At 55.4% G+C, this 17,977-nt stretch carries 14 protein-coding genes; 5 read left to right on the forward strand and 9 right to left on the reverse strand.

All coding sequences use genetic code 11. The features are described from left to right. Positions 1 to 18: 18 nt before the first annotated feature. From gntT to E5C26_RS23405, 3 genes are all read right to left on the reverse strand, one after another. Complete coding sequence (gene gntT, locus E5C26_RS23395; RefSeq protein ID WP_135318391.1) at positions 19 to 1,335, reverse strand: gluconate transporter; 1,317 nt, start codon at positions 1,333 to 1,335, stop codon at positions 19 to 21. 342 nt (positions 1,336 to 1,677) lie between these two features. Further along, on the reverse strand, positions 1,678 to 2,673 hold the full coding sequence (gntR, locus tag E5C26_RS23400) for a gluconate operon transcriptional repressor GntR (protein ID WP_017894317.1): 996 nt from the start codon (positions 2,671 to 2,673) through the stop codon (positions 1,678 to 1,680). Between the two features lie 131 nt (positions 2,674 to 2,804). Further along, a complete protein-coding gene (locus E5C26_RS23405) occupies positions 2,805 to 3,500 on the reverse strand; it encodes a pirin family protein (protein WP_135318392.1) in 696 nt (231 codons plus the stop codon). Positions 3,501 to 3,886: 386 nt separating this feature from the next. Here E5C26_RS23405 and E5C26_RS23410 point away from each other — a divergent pair, with 386 nt between their 5' ends. From E5C26_RS23410 to E5C26_RS23420, 3 genes are all read left to right on the forward strand, one after another. Continuing rightward, the gene (locus E5C26_RS23410) at positions 3,887 to 4,408 is read left to right on the forward strand and encodes a GNAT family N-acetyltransferase (protein ID WP_135318393.1); all 522 of its coding nucleotides are present in this window, start codon (positions 3,887 to 3,889) and stop codon (positions 4,406 to 4,408) included. Next, positions 4,401 to 5,579, forward strand: coding sequence for a P1 family peptidase (locus E5C26_RS23415; protein ID WP_135318394.1), 1,179 nt, complete (start codon positions 4,401 to 4,403; stop codon positions 5,577 to 5,579). The genes E5C26_RS23410 and E5C26_RS23415 overlap by 8 nt, the downstream gene beginning before the upstream one ends. Positions 5,580 to 6,061: 482 nt before the next feature. Next, positions 6,062 to 6,382, forward strand: a complete 321-nt coding sequence (locus E5C26_RS23420; protein ID WP_135318395.1) for a hypothetical protein — start codon at positions 6,062 to 6,064, stop codon at positions 6,380 to 6,382. Positions 6,383 to 6,521: 139 nt separating this feature from the next. Here the strand turns inward: E5C26_RS23420 and iolE are convergent, their stop codons facing one another. The 4 genes from iolE to iolD form a co-directional block, all read right to left on the reverse strand. Further along, positions 6,522 to 7,418, reverse strand: coding sequence for a myo-inosose-2 dehydratase (gene iolE, locus E5C26_RS23425; RefSeq protein WP_135318396.1), 897 nt, complete (start codon positions 7,416 to 7,418; stop codon positions 6,522 to 6,524). Between the two features lie 59 nt (positions 7,419 to 7,477). Beyond that, positions 7,478 to 8,362, reverse strand: a complete 885-nt coding sequence (locus E5C26_RS23430; protein ID WP_135318397.1) for a sugar phosphate isomerase/epimerase family protein — start codon at positions 8,360 to 8,362, stop codon at positions 7,478 to 7,480. A gap of 39 nt (positions 8,363 to 8,401) precedes the next feature. Next, positions 8,402 to 9,415 carry a Gfo/Idh/MocA family protein gene (locus tag E5C26_RS23435; protein ID WP_012147333.1) on the reverse strand — a complete coding sequence of 338 codons (1,014 nt, stop codon included), beginning with the start codon at positions 9,413 to 9,415 and terminating at the stop codon, positions 8,402 to 8,404. Between the two features lie 64 nt (positions 9,416 to 9,479). Then, positions 9,480 to 11,420: a 3D-(3,5/4)-trihydroxycyclohexane-1,2-dione acylhydrolase (decyclizing) gene (iolD, locus tag E5C26_RS23440; protein ID WP_135318398.1), complete on the reverse strand. Its 1,941-nt coding sequence runs from the start codon at positions 11,418 to 11,420 to the stop codon at positions 9,480 to 9,482. Positions 11,421 to 11,955: 535 nt separating this feature from the next. Here iolD and E5C26_RS23445 point away from each other — a divergent pair. Next, complete coding sequence (locus E5C26_RS23445; RefSeq protein ID WP_135318399.1) at positions 11,956 to 13,884, forward strand: bifunctional 5-dehydro-2-deoxygluconokinase/5-dehydro-2-deoxyphosphogluconate aldolase; 1,929 nt, start codon at positions 11,956 to 11,958, stop codon at positions 13,882 to 13,884. A 197-nt stretch (positions 13,885 to 14,081) separates the two neighbouring features. Then, entirely contained in the window at positions 14,082 to 14,918 is an 837-nt protein-coding gene (locus E5C26_RS23450; protein ID WP_012147336.1) for a MurR/RpiR family transcriptional regulator, read from the forward strand. Positions 14,919 to 15,023: 105 nt separating this feature from the next. On the opposite strand, the gene iolB is transcribed toward E5C26_RS23450, so the two are convergent. After that, positions 15,024 to 15,845 (reverse strand): 5-deoxy-glucuronate isomerase, encoded by an 822-nt coding sequence (gene iolB, locus E5C26_RS23455; RefSeq protein ID WP_135318400.1) that lies wholly within the window; start codon positions 15,843 to 15,845, stop codon positions 15,024 to 15,026. Between the two features lie 85 nt (positions 15,846 to 15,930). Then, complete coding sequence (locus E5C26_RS23460) at positions 15,931 to 17,436, reverse strand: CoA-acylating methylmalonate-semialdehyde dehydrogenase (protein ID WP_112364234.1); 1,506 nt, start codon at positions 17,434 to 17,436, stop codon at positions 15,931 to 15,933. Positions 17,437 to 17,977: the final 541 nt, after the last annotated feature.

Consider the following 17,977-nt stretch of genomic DNA (forward strand, 5'->3'; position numbering starts at 1 on the left):
ACCGGAAACCTCAGTATATTAGACGACCGTCGCCAGCAATAGGCAGCCTACCAACCCACAGACTGAAATGATGGTTTCCAGCACCGACCAGGATTTAATGGTTTCCATGATGCTCAGGTTGAAGTACTCCTTGAACAACCAGAAACCCGGGTCGTTGACGTGAGAGAAAATCACGCTGCCTGAACCGACCGCGATCACCATCAGTTCCGGACTGGCGCCGGTGGTGGCGATCAGCGGGGCAACGATACCCCCGGCGGTGATTGCCGCCACGGTAGCCGACCCCAGTGCCAAACGCAGCGCGGCGGCAATAGACCAGGCCAACAGAATCGGTGAGACGTTACTGCCTTCCATCAGGGCGGCAATATATTTCTCTACGCCGCTGTCGACCAGCACCTGTTTGAACGCACCGCCACCGCCGATGATCAACAGCATCATGGCAATAATCTTGATGGAGTCGGTGATGGTGCCCATCACTTCATCCATGGTGCGGCCACGGTTCAGGCCAAAGGTGAAGATAGCAATCAGCACCGCAATCAGCGTTGCCATTACCGGATCGCCGAAGAACTCGGCAAAGCGCAACAGAGTATGGCCCTTCGGCAGCACCATTTCGGCTACTGCGCGCATCGCCATCAGGATCACCGGCACCAAAGAGGTCGCAACGCTGATGCCAAAGCTTGGCATTTCCGCTTCGGTAAAGATTTTTGGGTTATACAGACCTTCAGGTACCGGCTTGTCGATGCCTTTCAGGAAGCGGGCATACACCGGACCGGCCAGGATCACCGTCGGGATAGCCAGCAGCGTACCGTACAGCAGGGTTTTACCCATGTCGGCATGGAAGATGGTGGCGATCGCCGTTGGGCCAGGGTGCGGCGGCAGGAAACCGTGGGTTACCGACAGCGCAGCCGCCATTGGCACACCGACATACAGCAAAGGAACGCGCGCAGAAGCGGCGATACTGAATACCAGCGGCAGCAACAGCACGAAACCCACTTCATAGAACAGCGCGAAGCCGACGGTAAAACCGGTCAACACCACTGCCCACTGAATGTGTTTCTTGCCGAACTTTTCTATAAGCGTTGTGGCGATACGCTGAGCACCACCGCAGTCCGCCAGCAGCTTGCCGAGCATGGCACCGAAGCCCATGATCAGCGCCAGACTGCCCAACGTGCCGCCAACGCCGGCCTTGATAGAACCGATCACTTTATCGACCGGCATCCCCTGGGTGATCCCGACCGCCAGAGCAACCAGAATCAAAGAGATAAAGCCGTTCAGCTTAAAGCGAATCATCAGCAGCAGCAGCAGCGCTACGCCGCCTGCAACAATCACTAATGGCATAATTTTTCTCCAACCTTTTTATCGCAGACCCTCTTTACGATAGATCGTAAAGCGCGCGTTTGTTGTATTTTTAGGCTCTTCCCGGTGTTAGAAGACGAGCTGTAGGTGGTGCTGAGGCAAAGGTTCTATCTCATACAAGATAACCGCACACTCATTGTTACCGGTATCATGATACCGGTAACAACCTGATCGCCGGAACCGGGTAAGCGGCTAAAATTCGCGTTATGGGACAGAGATCAAACTTATGGAGTTAACAGAGGGCGAGCTTACAGCGGAGATGGAAAACGCGCCGGGTGGCGCGCGCTTAGAATTAAAATGGCTCAAACAACGGCTTAAAACCGATCAGATACTGCCACCGGGGATCACGGTGAAACCGACGTCTACCATGCGCGGGCTGACCGTTTCGCCTCGCAAGCGGGCCAACAGGCGCTCGGCACCGATTTGCCCCATGCGTTCACGCGGCGTCAACACGCTGGCCAGCTTCGGCACCATCACCTGGCCGATATCGTGGCCGTGGAAACCGGCAATCGCCATATCATTGGGGATCGACAATCCTTGCCGCTGGCACTCGAAGGTCGCGCCAATCGCCAGGTCATCGTTGGTGCAGAAAATACTGTCAATCTGCGGGTAGTCGCGTTGCGCCTGGCGCAGCAGTTCACCACCGGCGGAATAAGACGACGAACGCGCAGTCATCACGCTGTACGGCTGCAGGCCGGACTCACGCATCGCCTGTTCATAGCCCTGCTGTTTGATAATGGTACGTTCATCCTGACGCGCGCCAAAATACACCACGTGGCGATGGCCGTGCGCGATGATTTGCTGGGTCATCTGGCGTGCGGCCTCAAAGTTATTGAAACCTACCGCCAGATCAATACAGGGCGAAACGCAGTCCATCAGTTCGACGACCGGAATCCCCGCAACCTCGATCATTTTCATGGTGCGCGGCGTATGGTGACGCTCAGACAGGATCAATCCATCGATATTGTAAGACAGCAGCGAGGTCAGGCGCTGTTCTTCACGCTCCGGCAAATAGCCGTAGTGCGCCAGCATGGTCTGGTAATTGTGCGCATCGGTAACGCTCTCGATACCGCGCAACACTTCGGCAAACACCTGGTTGGTCAGCGACGGCAGCAAGACGCCAATGGCGCGGCTGGTCGAGTTGGAAAGGATATCCGGCGCACGGTTGGGAATGTAGCCCAGCTCATCAAGCGCGACGGCAATTTTTTGCTGCAAGACGGCAGAAACCTGATCGGGATTACGCAGATAACGGCTCACCGTCATCTTGGTCACGCCAACCTTGTCTGCAACATCTTGGAGTACCGGCCGTTTTTTCTTCATTATCAATGAACTGGCTAACCGTGAATGGGCGCTCATTTTAGCAAAAAAAAACCGGGGCCGATATTGTTGGTTATGGGAAGACCAAACGCAAAAAGGGCTCACCGCGTGAGCCCTTGATATTTACCGCTTAATCAGACTGGCGGCAGATCGAACAGTAAGATTTCACTGTCTTCATCGGCCTTAATCGACAGTGAAGTTTCATCCCACACCGCGAAAGCATCGCTGGTGCCGGCCTGTTGACCGTTGACCACCACCTTGCCGCGCACCACCTGGATCCACACGCGACGCCCGGCTTCAATCGGACACTCTGCCAGTTCGTCTTTACCCAATGCCCAACGGGACAGCGTCATGTCCTGGAACACCTTCAGTGAACCTTCACGTGCATCCGGCGACAGCACCAGTTGACGGCCTTGCGGTGCATCGAACATGCGTTGCTCATAACGCGGCTCCAGCCCCACCCGATCGGGAATGATCCAAATCTGGTACAGGTGCAACGGACGATCGTTATTGCCGTTGTACTCGGAGTGACGCACCCCGGTGCCGGCACTCATTATCTGGAACTCACCGGCCTGGATTTGCTCCTTGTTGCCCATGCTGTCCTGATGTTCAACCGTACCGCTCAGCACGTAGGTCAGGATTTCCATGTCTTTATGTGGATGGGTGCCGAACCCCTGCCCTGCGTCAATCATATCTTCATTGATCACTCGCAGCGCCGAAAAGCCCATAAAATCAGGATCGTGATAGTTGGCAAATGAGAAGGTGTGCCAGCTATCGAGCCAACCATGATTGGCATGTCCGCGATCTTCTGCCTTACGTAAGTAAATCATATTCAACTCTCCTCAATGTTTTTTACAGTCTAGTCCTGACAGCAGAATAAGAAAGCGCAAAAAACTCTTCGCTCTGTTCAAAAAATTAGATGGAGTACTGAAGCAATGGGCAGTGGATTTGTTGAAGGCTGAGGGACGAAATTCAGGCAAAAAAAAAGCCAGCACCCGAGCTGGCTAAGTAATACTTGGAAGCAATGTGAGCAATGTCGTGCCTTCGCAGCGAGGGTATCAAAGGTTGATACTCTCCCCGGAACGCATCGCAATAATAATCATTATCATTCGCACCTGTAAAGTGTTTTTTTAACCAACAGGTAATAATATTGACTCGATACAATAAACGGATAAATTCAGAGGTTATTCAACCGGTAAGCCAAAGGAGCAGCGCAATGAGCGAAATAGTGGTTCGTCACGTGGAAACGACAGATGCACAAGCCCTTCATCAGCTTTATTCTCAGCCGAAGGCTTACCGTGACACACTACATCTCCCACTACCGTCAATCGAGCTGTGGCACAAGCGCCTCGCCAATCTGGAGCCGGGTACCCATAACCTGGTGGCCTGTATCGAGGGGCAGATCGTCGGCCAGCTGGGCCTGATGCTCAATCAACGCGTGCGCCGTCGTCATGTGGCAACCTTTGGTATTGGCGTCGATGACCGTCATCAGGGCAAAGGCGTCGGCAGCAGCCTGATGAAGGCGATGATTGACCTTTGCGACAATTGGGCAGCCATAGAACGCATTGAACTGACGGTGTTTACCGACAATCAGGCCGCTATTGCGCTCTACCGCAAGTTCGGTTTTGAAATTGAAGGCACCAGCCGCGCCTATGCGATACGGGACGGCGAGCTGGTCGATTCCCATCACATGGCGCGCTTTCGCAGCGAACAGCAGAAAAGACCCTCCTATGAGTGATAGCAACAGTGGATCAGGGGCGGGAAACCGCCCCTTAACCGTCAGCCGCCGCACCTTTGTGCAAACGCTGGCCTGTGTAACGGGTGCAATCGGCATCCTTTCTCCCACCACCTTCCTGGGGGCCGCGATGCCAACCTCTCCTGCCATACGTACCGGCGCCCGTAATCTGATTACCGATGTTCCCGGTCTGCGGGTCGGTATCGCCCAGGACAGCCGGGTGCGTACCGGCACCACGGTTATCTTGCCGGATCGCCCAGCGACAGCCGCAGTCGATGTGCGCGGCGGCGGACCGGCAACCCGTGAAACCGACGCGCTGGGGGAAGATAACCTGGTGCAAACCATCGATGCGCTGGTGCTGAGCGGCGGCTCGGTGTATGGCCTGGCCGCAGCCGACGGCGTGGCCGCCTGGCTGGGGCAACAGGGCAAAGGCTATGCCCTGCGCCCGGCTGCGGGCGTACCGGTTTCCCCGATAGTGCCCACCGCCTGCCTGTACGATCTCAGTAACGCGGGTGATAAAGACTGGCAGCTCAATCCACCTTATCGGCAACTGGGGATAGAAGCCGCGAGCAAAGCAGGTTACGACTTCCCGCTCGGCACCGTGGGTGCAGGCTATGGTGCAATGACCGGCATGGGAAAACTGAAAGGCGGCCTCGGGTCGGCTTCGATTCAGGCGGCTAATGGTGCCACCGTCGGCGCTCTGGTGGCGGTCAACAGTTTGGGTTCTGTGGTTGCCCCTGGCACCCGCGCCTTCTGGGCCACGCCCTATGAAATCAACGGCGAGTTTGGTAACGGCGGAGCCGCGGCGCTGGCACAACTGCACGGCCAGGGCGAAGACTGGATGCCTGAAGAGCCGACGGGCGGCAGGAAGAATACCACTCTGGCCTGTATCGCCACCGATTTGGCACTGACCCGGGTAGAACTGAAACGCGTGGCGATCATGGCGCAGGACGGCATGGCGCGCGCCATTCGTCCACTGCATAGCCCGTTTGACGGTGACGTGGTGTTTGCCCTGTCCACCGGCCAGCGTAAAGTCGAAGGCAGCCGGGAGCTGGCGGTGCTGCAGATTGGCGCGCTGGCGGCGGACACCCTGGCGCGAGCGATCGCCCGTGGCGTTTACGCGGCAACCCCATGGCCCGGCGGGCAGGTCACCACCTGGAAAACCCTCGCCTGACAGCCACCAAGAACAAAAGTGGCGCATTGATTACTCAAGCGCCCCTCCCAGACCTCTGCCGGATTAAATGCCGGCAGTCTCTTTGAGGTAATGAAGAGCTATATAATGGACTAAAAATAAAATGGCATTGGCTATTAAGCCTTAAAAAATAGACAACAAAATAAAGACATACCGTTTTAGGTTTTTATATCCCCCATGGATATAAAGTCGCGTTACAAACCAACGCACACATCTTTACCTGTTAATCAATAAACCAGCCATAAATGTAACGCCAAAACCACACGCCTTTTAAAATCACACACAACCAATTGTTAAATATTAAGTTATTTAGGCAATGTGACCCTTCGGTAGCAATATTTTGATATATATCGTCAATGAAAACTAAACGGTATTGATTTGCACATTTCGAATAAGAACTCAGGTTATTAACGGCTGTCTTTATGTTGGGACAGACAACACTACACAGACGGAGTAACTACCCAATGACAATGCGTTTTTGTACTTTATTATTAGGGACTGCACTTATTTTATCGGGTTGCGCAGTAAAAAACGACAATACCCGGGTCGGATTTATTGGTTTATCTTATCATAGCAACATAGAGAAACTGCCGAACGGAGATTATACGGCAGCGGTGGAGGCTTCGCCTGGCCGTGGCAGAGTTACTGGCGCCGAGTCGCTGGTGGCAAAGGATGCTGCAGATTATTGCAAACTGCAAAACAAGGCGATGAAAGAAGTTAAATCAGAAACCGATTCACACCTTTTGGTTAATGGCGTCGCAAGGCTCGTTTTCCAATGCGTATAAATTTAAGAACCAACGCCAGAAGGTTTTCAACTACGGCTGACAGACAAGTCTCCACCTGGAAAACCCTCGTCTGACATCCGGCAATAAATAAAAAGGGGCGCATTGATTAATCAAGCGCCCCTTGCAGATCTCTGCCGGATTAAATACCGGCAGTCTCTTTGATATAACGCCGTGCCTTCACCGCATATTCAAACGGGTTGGCCAATGCCGGATCCTGCTCGGCCTCCACCACCATCCAGCCTTTATAACCGCGTTCGTCCAGCAGTTTAAATACCGGCAGGAAATCGATGACCCCGTCACCCGGTACGGTGAAGGTGCCTTTCTTCACACCGTCGAGGAAGCTCAGTTTATTGGCCTTCACTTCTGCAACCACTTCGTCGCGCACGTCCTTCAAATGCACATGGTTGATGCGCGGCAGGTATTTTTCCAGGATTGCCATCATTGCCTGCTGGCTGCCTTCGGAGTAGTAGGCGTGGCCGGTATCAAACAGCAGGTAGACGTCGTCGTTCACCATGCTCATATAGCGGTCAATCTCCGCAGTAGTCTGGATGCCGGTGCCCATATGGTGGTGCAGGCAAACCTGCATCCCTTTGCCTTTGGCAATACCCGCGAGCTCATTGTAACCATCGGCCACCCGCTGCCACTCTTCATCGGTGAAATACGGTTTCTCTTCGAAAACCCCTTTGGTGGTGCCCTGAATGCTTTTGCTCTGCTCGGAGCAGCCAATCACTTTGGCCCCCATCGCATGCAGGAAATTCATATGGTTAATAAACTCATCGATGGTTTTTTCTTTCAGGCCATCGGCGAAGAAGGTGCTGAACCAGGCATTGCAGATCTGAATGCCGCGGATATCCAGCATCGGTTTCAGCACCGCCGGATCGCGCGGGTACTTGCTGCCCACTTCGCTACCGGTGAACCCGGCCAGTGCCATTTCACTGACGCACTGTTGGAAAGTGTTCTCTTTGCCCAGATCGGGCATGTCGTCATTGGTCCAGCCAATCGGGGCGATGGCCAGTTGTACGTTGTCTTTATTCATTGTCAGCCTCAATCATCAGATCGGCCTGGCGGTAATTTTCACCCGCGCAGCCGAGAAATTTATTTACCCAACAGCTCTTTTTCGATGCGCTCGCGGGTCGCTACCGCCTGGGTTTTCATTCTTTCCGGATAACCAAACAGCGAGGTGCAGATAATCGACTCGCCGCCGACCTTAAAGTTGCGATTGGCAAACTCCATATCACGCAGGGTCTGGAACAGGGTATCGAAGTCCACTTCCCCTTCGCCGATGCCCATATGCTGGTGCACAGCGGCGTCGACACCCGGCGGATTGACGATATAGCGGCAGTGTTTGGTATGGTTCATGGTGTCGGCGATCAACACATGCGAGAGATCGTCACCGGCATATTTCAGCATGCCGGCCACGTCACCCTGGCCTTTGTCGTAGTAGAAGGTGTGCGGCACGCTGTAGAGGTACTTAACGTGATCGCTACGTAGCGATTTGACGATATCGGCGGTTTCATTGCTCAATTCGCAGAAGTCCCACGGGTGAGACTGGATCTCCATGCGAATACCTTCACGCTCGATAATCGGCAACAGCTCTTCCATGGAGCGATACCACAGCTCTTCACAGATCTCCGGCTCATTAGGGTTGCCTGCCAGCTCGGTGTTAATCACCTGCACGCCCATTTCCACCGCGATTTCAATCATCCGACGCCAGTTTTTGACCGCCGCCTGGCGACGATCTTCCCCCGGGCCAGACCAGCGATACACCACGATAAATGAGGAAATCTCCACGCCGGTGGCCTTCAGCGCGTTTTTATATTCCGCCATCACTTCACGCCCGGCTTTCGGGTGCTTGTAGAACGGATTGATCTGCGGATGCGGCGACTGTTCAATATACTGATAGCCCCAGTCCGCCACCTGCTGAACCATTTTAGTGATGCCCAGGTCCCTGATGACATCAACATCAAAAGCGATCTTCATGGTCACTCCTCATTAAACGTGGGTACGGTGTTCAGCGTACTATTTGTTGTAGAACGCCGGGCGCGGCGGCAGGGTCACAGGTACGATCTCGCCGCTGAGCTGCGCGGCCACGCAGGCATCGGCCGTCACAGCAGCTGCATAGCCGTCCCAGGCGGAAGGCCCGGTCAACTTACCGGCCAACACGTCGTTGATAAAGCCTTGCAGCTCAACGTCGTAAGCATCGATAAAGCGGTCTTTCCAATCGGTCAGAATTTCGGTAGAGAGTTTGGCCCCGCTGCGCATCTGCACTGAAGACGGCTCCGGCAGTTTGGCAATGCCGGTTTCACCCACCACTTCACACTGAATGTCATAACCGTACTGGCAGTTGACGAAGATTTCGACGTCAATGCGCGTGCCCTTGGCGGTTTCAAACAGCACAATCTGCGGATCTTTCAGGTGCGGGAATGCCTTGGCACTTTTGCGTGGGAACACCACCTGCACCGAAACGTAGTCGTCATCCAGCAGCCAGCGCAGCACGTCGATCTCGTGGATCAGGGTGTCGGTGATCGCCATGTCCGTGGTGTAAGCTTCACCCACTGTTGGGTTGCGGTGCGCGCAGTGCAGCATCAGCGGTTCGCCGATTTGCCCGCTGGTCAGCACCTGCTTCAGCGCACGGTAGCCCTGATCGTAAGGGCGCATAAAGCCTACCTGCACCAGGCGTTTACCGTGTTTGGCTTCGGCCTCAACGATGTTTTTACAACCTTGCGCAGTGACCGCCAGCGGCTTCTCACAGAATACCGGCTTGCCGGCGGCAATCGCTGCCAACACAAACTCTTCATGGCTCGGGCCCCAGGAGGTGACCAGCACCGCCTGAACGTCCGCTGCCTTGACCAGATCGTGGCCATTGTCATACACCTTGGCGTCCAGCTTCAGGTCGCTCACCACCTTGGCGGCGTTGTCACGGTTAATATCGTTGACCGCCACAATGCGACTGCCCTGCAACACTTTGCTGCAGCGACGAATGTGATCCCGACCGATTGCGCCGGTGCCAATAACCCCAATGTTCAGTGTCATTTTCGTTATCCTCTTCAAATAGTTGCGGCAGACGCAAGGTCTGGGTAATCAGGCAATGTGTTAATCAGTAGTCGCGGGCCTTGTCGATGTTCTCTTGCAGCTTGCGAGCCACGGCGACAATTTTTTTGCTGTCGGCCACCTGAGCACCGCCCACGCGCCACCAGCTGAGATATTTGTGCACCATGGTTTTTGGCAGCACTTTGATGTCCAGCAGGGTAGAAACGCTTTGCAGGCGAGCATCGGCCAGCGCCTCGATCAGCTGTTGTTCGGTCGTCACGCTGTAGGTTTTGCAACCGTAAGCCGCCGCCAGCATGGCGAAGTTGACTGGCACCAGCTTGCCGTCGAGTTTGCCGCCCTGCGGGTTGCGGAAGCGGAATTCGGTGGTGTAGCTGTCCATGCCGTGTTCCATCTGCAGGTTGTTAATGCAGCCGTTGGTCATGTTGTCGAACAGCACCACGTTGATTTTGCAGCCTTCCTGAATTGAGGTGACCAATTCGGAGTGCAGCATCATAAAGGCACCGTCACCGACCATCGCGTACACCTCACGCTGCGGCTCGGCCAGCTTGACCCCCAGCGCGGCGTTGACCTCGTAGCCCATGCAGGAATAACCGTATTCCACGTGGTAGCCGTGCTCGCTATGGTTCTGCCACACGCGCTGTAAATCTCCCGGCAGGCTACCGGCAGCGGCCACGATCACGCTGTCCTGCGGCAGATGCTGGTTCAGCACCCCCAGCACCCGGCTTTGGGTTAGCAGTGAATCGGTCTTCTCGATAAATTCGGCAAACACGCTGTCGCGATCGAGGTGGTCGTCAATTTCCGGTACAAAACCTTCGCCGGTGTATTCCACCGCATAAACTCGAGCGGTTTCCTGCTGTTGTGCGCTACGCGCTTCGGCAATGGCGTTGCCCCAGCCGGCGCGATAATCAGCCTGCGCCAATAGCGTACCCAGAGCAGACAGTGCCTCGCGGGCATCGGCCAGTACCTGCAGGCCGTCAAGCTTACCGGCGTCGAAGGCGCTGACGTTGACGTTGAGAAAATCAACGTCGGGATTTTGGAACAGCCATTTGGACGAAGTGGTGAAGTCGGTATAACGGGTGCCGACACCAATCACCAGATCGGCCTGTCGGGCCAGGGTATTGGCCGCCAGACAGCCGGTTTCACCAATGCCGCCCAGGTTAAACGGGTGGTTGGACGGGACGGTGCCCTTGCCGGCCTGGGTTTCCACAAACGGGATCTGGAAGCGTTCGGCAAACTCGCGCAGTGCCTGACCGGCCTGCGAATATTTCACCCCGCCGCCGCACACCAGCAGCGGTTGACGCTTGGTGGTCAGCAGCGCCAGCGCATCGGCCAACATGCCTTCGGTCGCCGGACGGCGATCCAGACGGTGCACGCGTTTCTGGAAGAAGTAGTCAGGGTAATCATAAGCTTCGCCCTGCACGTCCTGCGGTAAACTCAGCGTCACCGCGCCGGTTTCCGCCGGGTCGGTCAGCACGCGCATCGCGTTGATACAGGCGCTCATCAACTGTTCCGGCCGCACAATGCGATCCCAGTACTTGCTCACGGCGCGGAAAGCGTCGTTGGTGCTGATACTGAGGTCGTAAGTTTGTTCAATTTGCTGCAATACCGGGTCTGGCTGACGCGAAGCATAAACATCGCCCGGCAGCAGTAATAAAGGAATGCGGTTGGCGGTGGCAGTCGCGGCGGCGGTGATCATATTGGCGGCGCCAGGGCCGACAGAAGAGGTGCAGGCGTAAATCTGTTGACGCAATTTCTGCTTGGCAAAGCCGGTCGCTGCGTGGGCCATGCCCTGCTCATTGCGCCCCTGATGCACGATCAGATCACCGCTGTCTTGTTCCAGCGCTTGCCCCAGACCGAGTACGTTGCCGTGGCCGAAAATCGCAAAGATGCCTTTGACGAATTTGGTTTCCACGCCGTCGACTACCAGATACTGGTTATCGAGGAACCTGACGAGTGCCTGTGCCATGGTTAACCGGATCTTGCCCATTTACTCACCCTTTTAGATTAGTCGCGCCCGCTCCGGCAAAATACCTGCATGCCGAGCCTGGAATCTCTGTGGTCCCCGTCGCCTTCAAGCGCGCTGCGCTACTTAAGCCGACAACCTGAAACGTGAAGCGATTATAAACAAATATATTTTTCATAAAATCACATTACAGAAGAAACATTTCATTTTGCGATAAAGATCGCATATTGATGAAAACGGCGTTTCATCCATGCCTTTAGAATTCACTGACTTAGCACCTCCTGTTCCCACCGACACCTCAGCCCACCAGCAGCTGACGACGCCGCAACCCTTGGCAGCGTCGGCTTGTAACGCTAGCTATACCCTTGCCGTTGATCGGTGTTTTCGCATCAGGCAGGACGCGGTTTTTAGTGCTTTCAGCTGGCGTATTCGCGCTGTTTTAAATGCATCACATTTTTGGGGTGTAAATTTCATTCAATCTTGAAATTGAAATTTTTATTCCTCATACTCCAAAAATGCTTCGTAGTCGGGGTTTGACTTAATACAGAAGGAAACGGGTATGGCTACACAAGAAAAACAGCTTGATGTCATTTGTCTCGGGCGTATTGCCGTCGATTTCTATGCACAACAGATCGGCGCACGCCTGGAAGATGCCAGCACATTCTCCAAATATCTCGGTGGCTCTTCCGGCAACGTGGCTTATGGCACCGCCATTCAGGGTCTGAAGTCCGGCATGCTGGCCCGCGTCGGCGACGAGCATATGGGCCGTTTCCTGCGTGAAGAACTGCAACGCGTCGGTGCCGATACCCAGAGCCTGATCACCGACCCCCAGCGGCTGACCGGCCTGGTGATCCTCGGTATCAAGGATCAGGAAACCTTCCCACTGATTTTCTACCGTGAGAACTGTGCCGATATGGCGCTGACGCCGGACGATATCGATGAGTCCTACATCGCGTCATCGCGCGCGCTGGCTATAACCGGTACTCACCTTTCACACCCAAATACCCGCGCCGCGGTATTGAAAGCGCTGGAATACGCCCGCCGCCATGGCCTGCGCACCGCGCTGGATATCGACTACCGCCCGGTGCTGTGGGGCCTGACGTCGCTGGGTGACGGTGAAACCCGCTTTGTCGAGTCTGAGAAAGTAACCCGCGAACTGCAGGAAGTGTTGCATCACTTTGATCTGATCGTCGGCACCGAAGAAGAGTTTCATATTGCCGGTGGCAGTACCGACACTCTGACCGCGCTGAAAAACGTCCGTAAAGCGACGCAGGCCACGCTGGTCTGTAAGCGCGGCGCACAGGGCTGTTCGGTATTTGAAGGCGAGATCGCCGCCGACTGGCAGCAGGTAAAACTGCATTCCGGCGTGCGGGTTGAGGTGCTGAACGTGCTGGGCGCAGGCGATGCCTTTATGTCCGGCCTGCTGCGTGGCTATCTGAATGATGAAGGTTGGGATCAGGCCTGTCGCTATGCCAATGCCTGCGGTGCATTGGTGGTTTCGCGCCATGGTTGCGCCCCGGCGATGCCCAGCAAGCAGGAACTGGATGACTATCTGCAACGCGAACAGCAAGTGAAACGTCCTGACCGTGATGAGCGACTTAACCATCTGCACCGGGTCACCACCCGTAAACAGCAATGGCCGGAACTCTGCGTGTTCGCCTTTGATCACCGTAAACAACTGGCAGATATGGCGCGAGAAGCCAACGTCAGTGAAGAACGTATTCCAAAACTGAAAACGCTGTTGCTGACGGCGGCACAACAGGCCGCCGAGGTCGCCGGACTGAAGGGTAACAGCGGCATTCTGGCCGATACCACCTATGGTCAGGCGGCACTCAATGAGATCACCGGCCAGGGTTGGTGGATAGGCCGACCGGTCGAATTGCCGGGTTCACGCCCGCTGCGGCTGGAGCACGGCAATATCGGCTCGCAACTGATCGACTGGCCACAGGAACACGTAGTGAAATGCCTGGTGTTTTACCATCCGCATGACACCGTCGAACTACGCCGCGAGCAGGATGAACTGATTGGCGATGTGTATCGCGGCTGCTGCAAATCCGGCCATGAACTGCTGCTGGAAGTGATCCTGCCGGACAGCAGCACCGACAAGGATGAAAGCCACTATCTGGAGATGTTGCAGCACTTTTACCAGCTCGGCATTAAACCGGACTGGTGGAAATTGCCGCCGTTGAGCGCCGAAAACTGGCAGCGGGTCGGGGCGTTGATCGATGCTAACGATCCACACTGCCGCGGGGTGTTGATCCTGGGGCTGGATTCGCCGGAAGAAACCCTGAAAGCCGGTTTTGCCGCGGCGGCAGACGCACGCTGGGTAAAAGGCTTTGCCGTCGGTCGCACTATCTTTGGCCAACCTTCACGCCGCTGGTTGCAGGGTGAGCTGGATGACGCCGCGTTAATCGAGCAGGTGAAACAAAAATACCTGACGCTGATCGGTTTCTGGCGTCAATATCGCCCAACCTCCCACCAGCATTAATGACTGAAACCTCCCCTTAAACGGATTTTCGCCGCTTTAAGGGGATTTTTTTGCCTGTTTTCTGTGAAGTAACGCAACTTGCAATCGAATAAATCGCTTTTTGGTGAAATGAAATTTCCAAGCCATCTGTTAGAATAACCTGTCAATAACTCAGGCGTCAGGCCGATACGCCTTAGCCCCCACTGCGAGCCGAATGGATGAACAACCCAACTCAACTTTCGCTGTTACAGGACGAGATCCGTCACCGCTATGAAACGCTGAGCAAGCGTTTGAAACAAGTGGCGCGTTACATTTTGGATAACAGTAACAGCATTGCTTTCGATACCGTCGCCTCCATCGCCGCACAGGCCAGCGTCCCCCCCTCTACCCTGATCCGCTTTGCCAACGCCTTTGGCTTTAGCGGTTTCAACGAAATGAAACAGGTTTTTCGCCAGCACCTGATGGAGGAAACGGTCAACTACACCGAACGGGCGCGTCTGTTCCGACAGACCTCTACCGACGGTAATGTGGCCCCGGAAAAACCGGCGGAAATCCTTAACGTTTTCACCATGGTCAATGCCCAGGCGCTGCAACAGTTGGCGATGCAAACCAGCTCCGAGCAGTTGGATCGGGCGGTTGAACTGCTGAACAACGCCGAGAATATCTACGTGATTGGCCTGCGTCGCTCATTCAGCGTCGCCTCCTATCTCACCTATGCATTGCGCCATCTGGAGCGCCGGGCGTTCCTGATCGACGGACTGGGCGGCATGTTTACCGAACAGCTCAGCATGGTGAAACCCAATGACGTGGTGATTGCCATCAGCTATTCGCCGTATGCGCAGGAAGCACTGGAGCTGGTTGAATTGGGTGCCAAGAACGGCGCGCAGCAGATCGCCATTACTGATAGCCAGGTCAGCCCGTTGGCTGCCTTCAGCGACGTGTGCTTTGTAGTACGAGAAGCGCAGGTGGATGGCTTCCGCTCCCAGGTCGCGTCAATGTGTCTGGCACAGACCCTGGCGGTATCGCTGGCACTGAATAACGCCAAAGAAGAGTAACGAAGAATTACCCTTTCCCTTGGGAAAGGGTAGGCATAGTGGCGTGAAATCCCCTCTCCCCCTGGAGAGGGTGACGTTCATCTTAGCAACGTCGTAAATATGCAATTATTTAGCCGCGGGATAGCCGTCGGTATTAATCCAGGCGTGGTCTTTTTCCCAGGTAAATTTCCATAGCCGTACCGGCCCGGCCATCACGTTGAGATAGTAGTTGTCGTAACCGGCCATCGTCGCCACCGGGTGGTAGCCGCGCGGCACCTTGACCACGTCACGGTTATACACCGGCATGCACTCGTCCAGTGAGCGATCGTCGGTATAAACCCGCTGCATGCAAAAACCTTGTTCCGGCTGAATGCGGTGATAATAAGTCTCTTCCAGATAGGTTTCATCCGGCGAGTCTTCCTGGTCATGTTTGTGACTGGGGTATGAACTGGTATTGCCCTCATCCGTATACACTTCCACCACCAGCAGGCTGTCAGCCGGTTCGCTGTCCGGCAGAATATTATGCACCAGACGCTGGTTACGCCCTTTGCCACGACGTTCGACGCCGACCTCCGCCGGAGTGATCAAGCGTGAAGGCAGGTGCCCATGCCCCGGAGCACTGCAGACCGCCAATTCCAGAGCGCTTTCCGCCCGTACTTCAATCTTGTCGTGATGCGGCACATATACCGCATAAGGCGGTGTGCGTTCAAACGGGCTCATGCGTTTGCCGATGCTCGGGTATTCCGCACGCAGGGTGGCAACGGAAGCCATGCCGGCGACCAACACCAGGCACAGCTCTTTGTCGCCGCTTTCCAACTTCAGCGACTGACCGGCCTCAAGGCGATAAACATCGAACCCGACAAAACGCCAGTCGGCATTCTCTGGGGTGACATGCTGAATGCGGCCCTGAGCATCCGGCTGCTGACATTTGGCGAGTAATGAAGACATAGTTTCCTCCTGTAACCTGGCGATTCGGTAAAACGACAACGGCCGCTACTCCATTGGAATAACGGCCCCTGTTGCCTAAAGGGACTTAGCCCAACGTCGGCATACTGTATTCAGACACCGTCTGCTGTCCGGTTGGCCAGCGGGCGGTGGCAGTTTTCATGCGGGTGTAGAAACGCACACCGTCGGTACCATGCACGTTCAACGCACCGAACACCGAGCGCTTCCAGCCGCCGAAGCTGTGGAATGCCATTGGCACCGGCACCGGCACGTTAACCCCCACCATACCGGCCTGCACTTCCTGCACGAACTGACGCGCGTAGTGACCGTTGCTGGTAAAGATGGCGCTGCCGTTGCCAAACTCATGGCTGTTTACCGTGTCGATGGCAGTCTGGTAGTCCGGCACGCGAACAATGCCCAGCACCGGCCCGAAGATCTCTTCGCGATAGATACGCATGTTCGGTTTGACGTGGTCAAACAGGGTGCCGCCGACATAGTAGCCGTCCGGGTAACCCGCCACCTGATAATTGCGGCCATCGGCCACCAGGGTTGCGCCTTCTTCCACGCCCAGATCGATATAGCCCAATACTTTTTTCTGGTGCGCCGAGGAAACCAGCGGCCCCATTTCGTTCTCTTCGCCACCCTGCTGAATGCCCGGGCCAACACGCAGTTGCGCGATCAGCGGTTTCAGTCTGGCGATCAGCTTATCGGCCGTGTCGTCACCGACCACCACCGCTACCGGCAGGGCCATGCAGCGTTCGCCGGCAGAGCCGAAAGCACCGCCCATCAGGGCATTTACCGTCGCGTCCAGATCGGCATCCGGCATAATGATCGCCTGATTTTTCGCCGCACCGAAGGCCTGAACTCGCTTACCGTGGGCACTGGCCGTGGTATAGATATGTTCCGCCACGGCGGACGAGCCAACAAAGCTCACCGCCTGAATATGTGGGTCAGTGCACAGTTGCGCAGCATCTTCGTTAGCGCAGTGCACCACGTTGAATACGCCATCCGGCAGGCCGGCTTCTTTCAGCAACTCCGCCATTCGTACCGAAGCTGATGGCACCAGCGCCGGTGGCTTAAGCACGAAGGTGTTACCACAGGCCAACGCGATAGGGAACATCCACATCGGCACCATCGCCGGGAAGTTGAACGGGGTGATACCCGCGACCACGCCCAGCGGCTGCATCAGCGAGAAGCTGTCAACGCCGCTGCCGACGTCCGCCGAATACTCGCCCTTAATCAAATGCGGAATACCGCAGGCAAACTCGACCACTTCAATGCCGCGAGTCAGTTCGCCCAGCGCATCGGAGTAAACCTTGCCGTGCTCACTGACAATCAGCGCCGCCAACTCGTCGCGATGCTGTTCCAGCAGCGCCTTAAAATTGAACATGATGCGCGCCCGGCGCAGCGGCGTGGTTCGCGACCAGTCGGCAAAGGCCTGGTGAGCCACATCAATGGCCTGTTTCACTTCGGCGGCAGTGCTCTGCGTAACGCGGCGTTCAACCTGCCCGGTAGCCGGGTTATGCACGTCGACGGTTTGATTGCTGCTGCTCAGGCACACCTGCCCACCAATAAAGTTACCCACGGTTTTCATGTCTCACCCTCTTTTAAGTCCGCTGTCGCCTGACCGCCTGCGGCACCGCCGCACGCCGTAGCGTTTTCATCACACCGCCTGCCGGAAACGGCCCACAAGCAGGCTAAATCCTGACCGGATGAAGCAAACTCTATTTCATTGAAAAAAAAGTTTCAAATAAATTATTTTAGAAAATTTGTTTTTAGTGCGGAAGGTCGCAGTTTTGCCATGCCCTTGTGCAAAGCCATTTCATGCCGGAAAAAACTCGCCATACCCCTTATCCGTCGAGCCGCGGGAATTAGCCCTGACTTTTATACAGAAATAGGCAGCCCACCGGACAATATAGCGAAACCTGAAGCAACAGGATCGCCCGGCAACGCTTGTCGGCTGTTTGCGGTTTTTTTTGAACTGGATCTAAAAATCAATATTTCATTATTCACTAATTATGAAATAAATGTTCTTGTTTAGCGAAGATTCTTTCGAATATCACCGCCTTGATGACAGGCACGGTTCACACCCTTCCGCCTCCCTCTTCCCTACGACCTACTGCGCGGGTGGAAGC

The sequence above is a fragment of the Serratia proteamaculans genome (genome assembly GCF_004684015.1).
GTDB classification, from domain to species: Bacteria; Pseudomonadota; Gammaproteobacteria; order Enterobacterales; family Enterobacteriaceae; genus Serratia; species Serratia proteamaculans_F.

What these genes read in the sequence shown, in the direction of transcription:
- gntT (WP_135318391.1), bottom strand. Translation starts at nt 1,335, where the DNA reads ATGCCATTAGTGATTGTTGCAGGCGGCGTAGCGCTGCTGCTGCTGCTG.
- gntR (WP_017894317.1), bottom strand. Translation starts at nt 2,673, where the DNA reads ATGAAGAAAAAACGGCCGGTACTCCAAGATGTTGCAGACAAGGTTGGC.
- E5C26_RS23405 (WP_135318392.1), bottom strand. Translation starts at nt 3,500, where the DNA reads ATGATTTACTTACGTAAGGCAGAAGATCGCGGACATGCCAATCATGGT.
- E5C26_RS23410 (WP_135318393.1), top strand. Translation starts at nt 3,887, where the DNA reads ATGAGCGAAATAGTGGTTCGTCACGTGGAAACGACAGATGCACAAGCC.
- E5C26_RS23415 (WP_135318394.1), top strand. Translation starts at nt 4,401, where the DNA reads ATGAGTGATAGCAACAGTGGATCAGGGGCGGGAAACCGCCCCTTAACC.
- E5C26_RS23420 (WP_135318395.1), top strand. Translation starts at nt 6,062, where the DNA reads ATGACAATGCGTTTTTGTACTTTATTATTAGGGACTGCACTTATTTTA.
- iolE (WP_135318396.1), bottom strand. Translation starts at nt 7,418, where the DNA reads ATGAATAAAGACAACGTACAACTGGCCATCGCCCCGATTGGCTGGACC.
- E5C26_RS23430 (WP_135318397.1), bottom strand. Translation starts at nt 8,362, where the DNA reads ATGAAGATCGCTTTTGATGTTGATGTCATCAGGGACCTGGGCATCACT.
- E5C26_RS23435 (WP_012147333.1), bottom strand. Translation starts at nt 9,415, where the DNA reads ATGACACTGAACATTGGGGTTATTGGCACCGGCGCAATCGGTCGGGAT.
- iolD (WP_135318398.1), bottom strand. Translation starts at nt 11,420, where the DNA reads ATGGGCAAGATCCGGTTAACCATGGCACAGGCACTCGTCAGGTTCCTC.
- E5C26_RS23445 (WP_135318399.1), top strand. Translation starts at nt 11,956, where the DNA reads ATGGCTACACAAGAAAAACAGCTTGATGTCATTTGTCTCGGGCGTATT.
- E5C26_RS23450 (WP_012147336.1), top strand. Translation starts at nt 14,082, where the DNA reads ATGAACAACCCAACTCAACTTTCGCTGTTACAGGACGAGATCCGTCAC.
- iolB (WP_135318400.1), bottom strand. Translation starts at nt 15,845, where the DNA reads ATGTCTTCATTACTCGCCAAATGTCAGCAGCCGGATGCTCAGGGCCGC.
- E5C26_RS23460 (WP_112364234.1), bottom strand. Translation starts at nt 17,436, where the DNA reads ATGAAAACCGTGGGTAACTTTATTGGTGGGCAGGTGTGCCTGAGCAGC.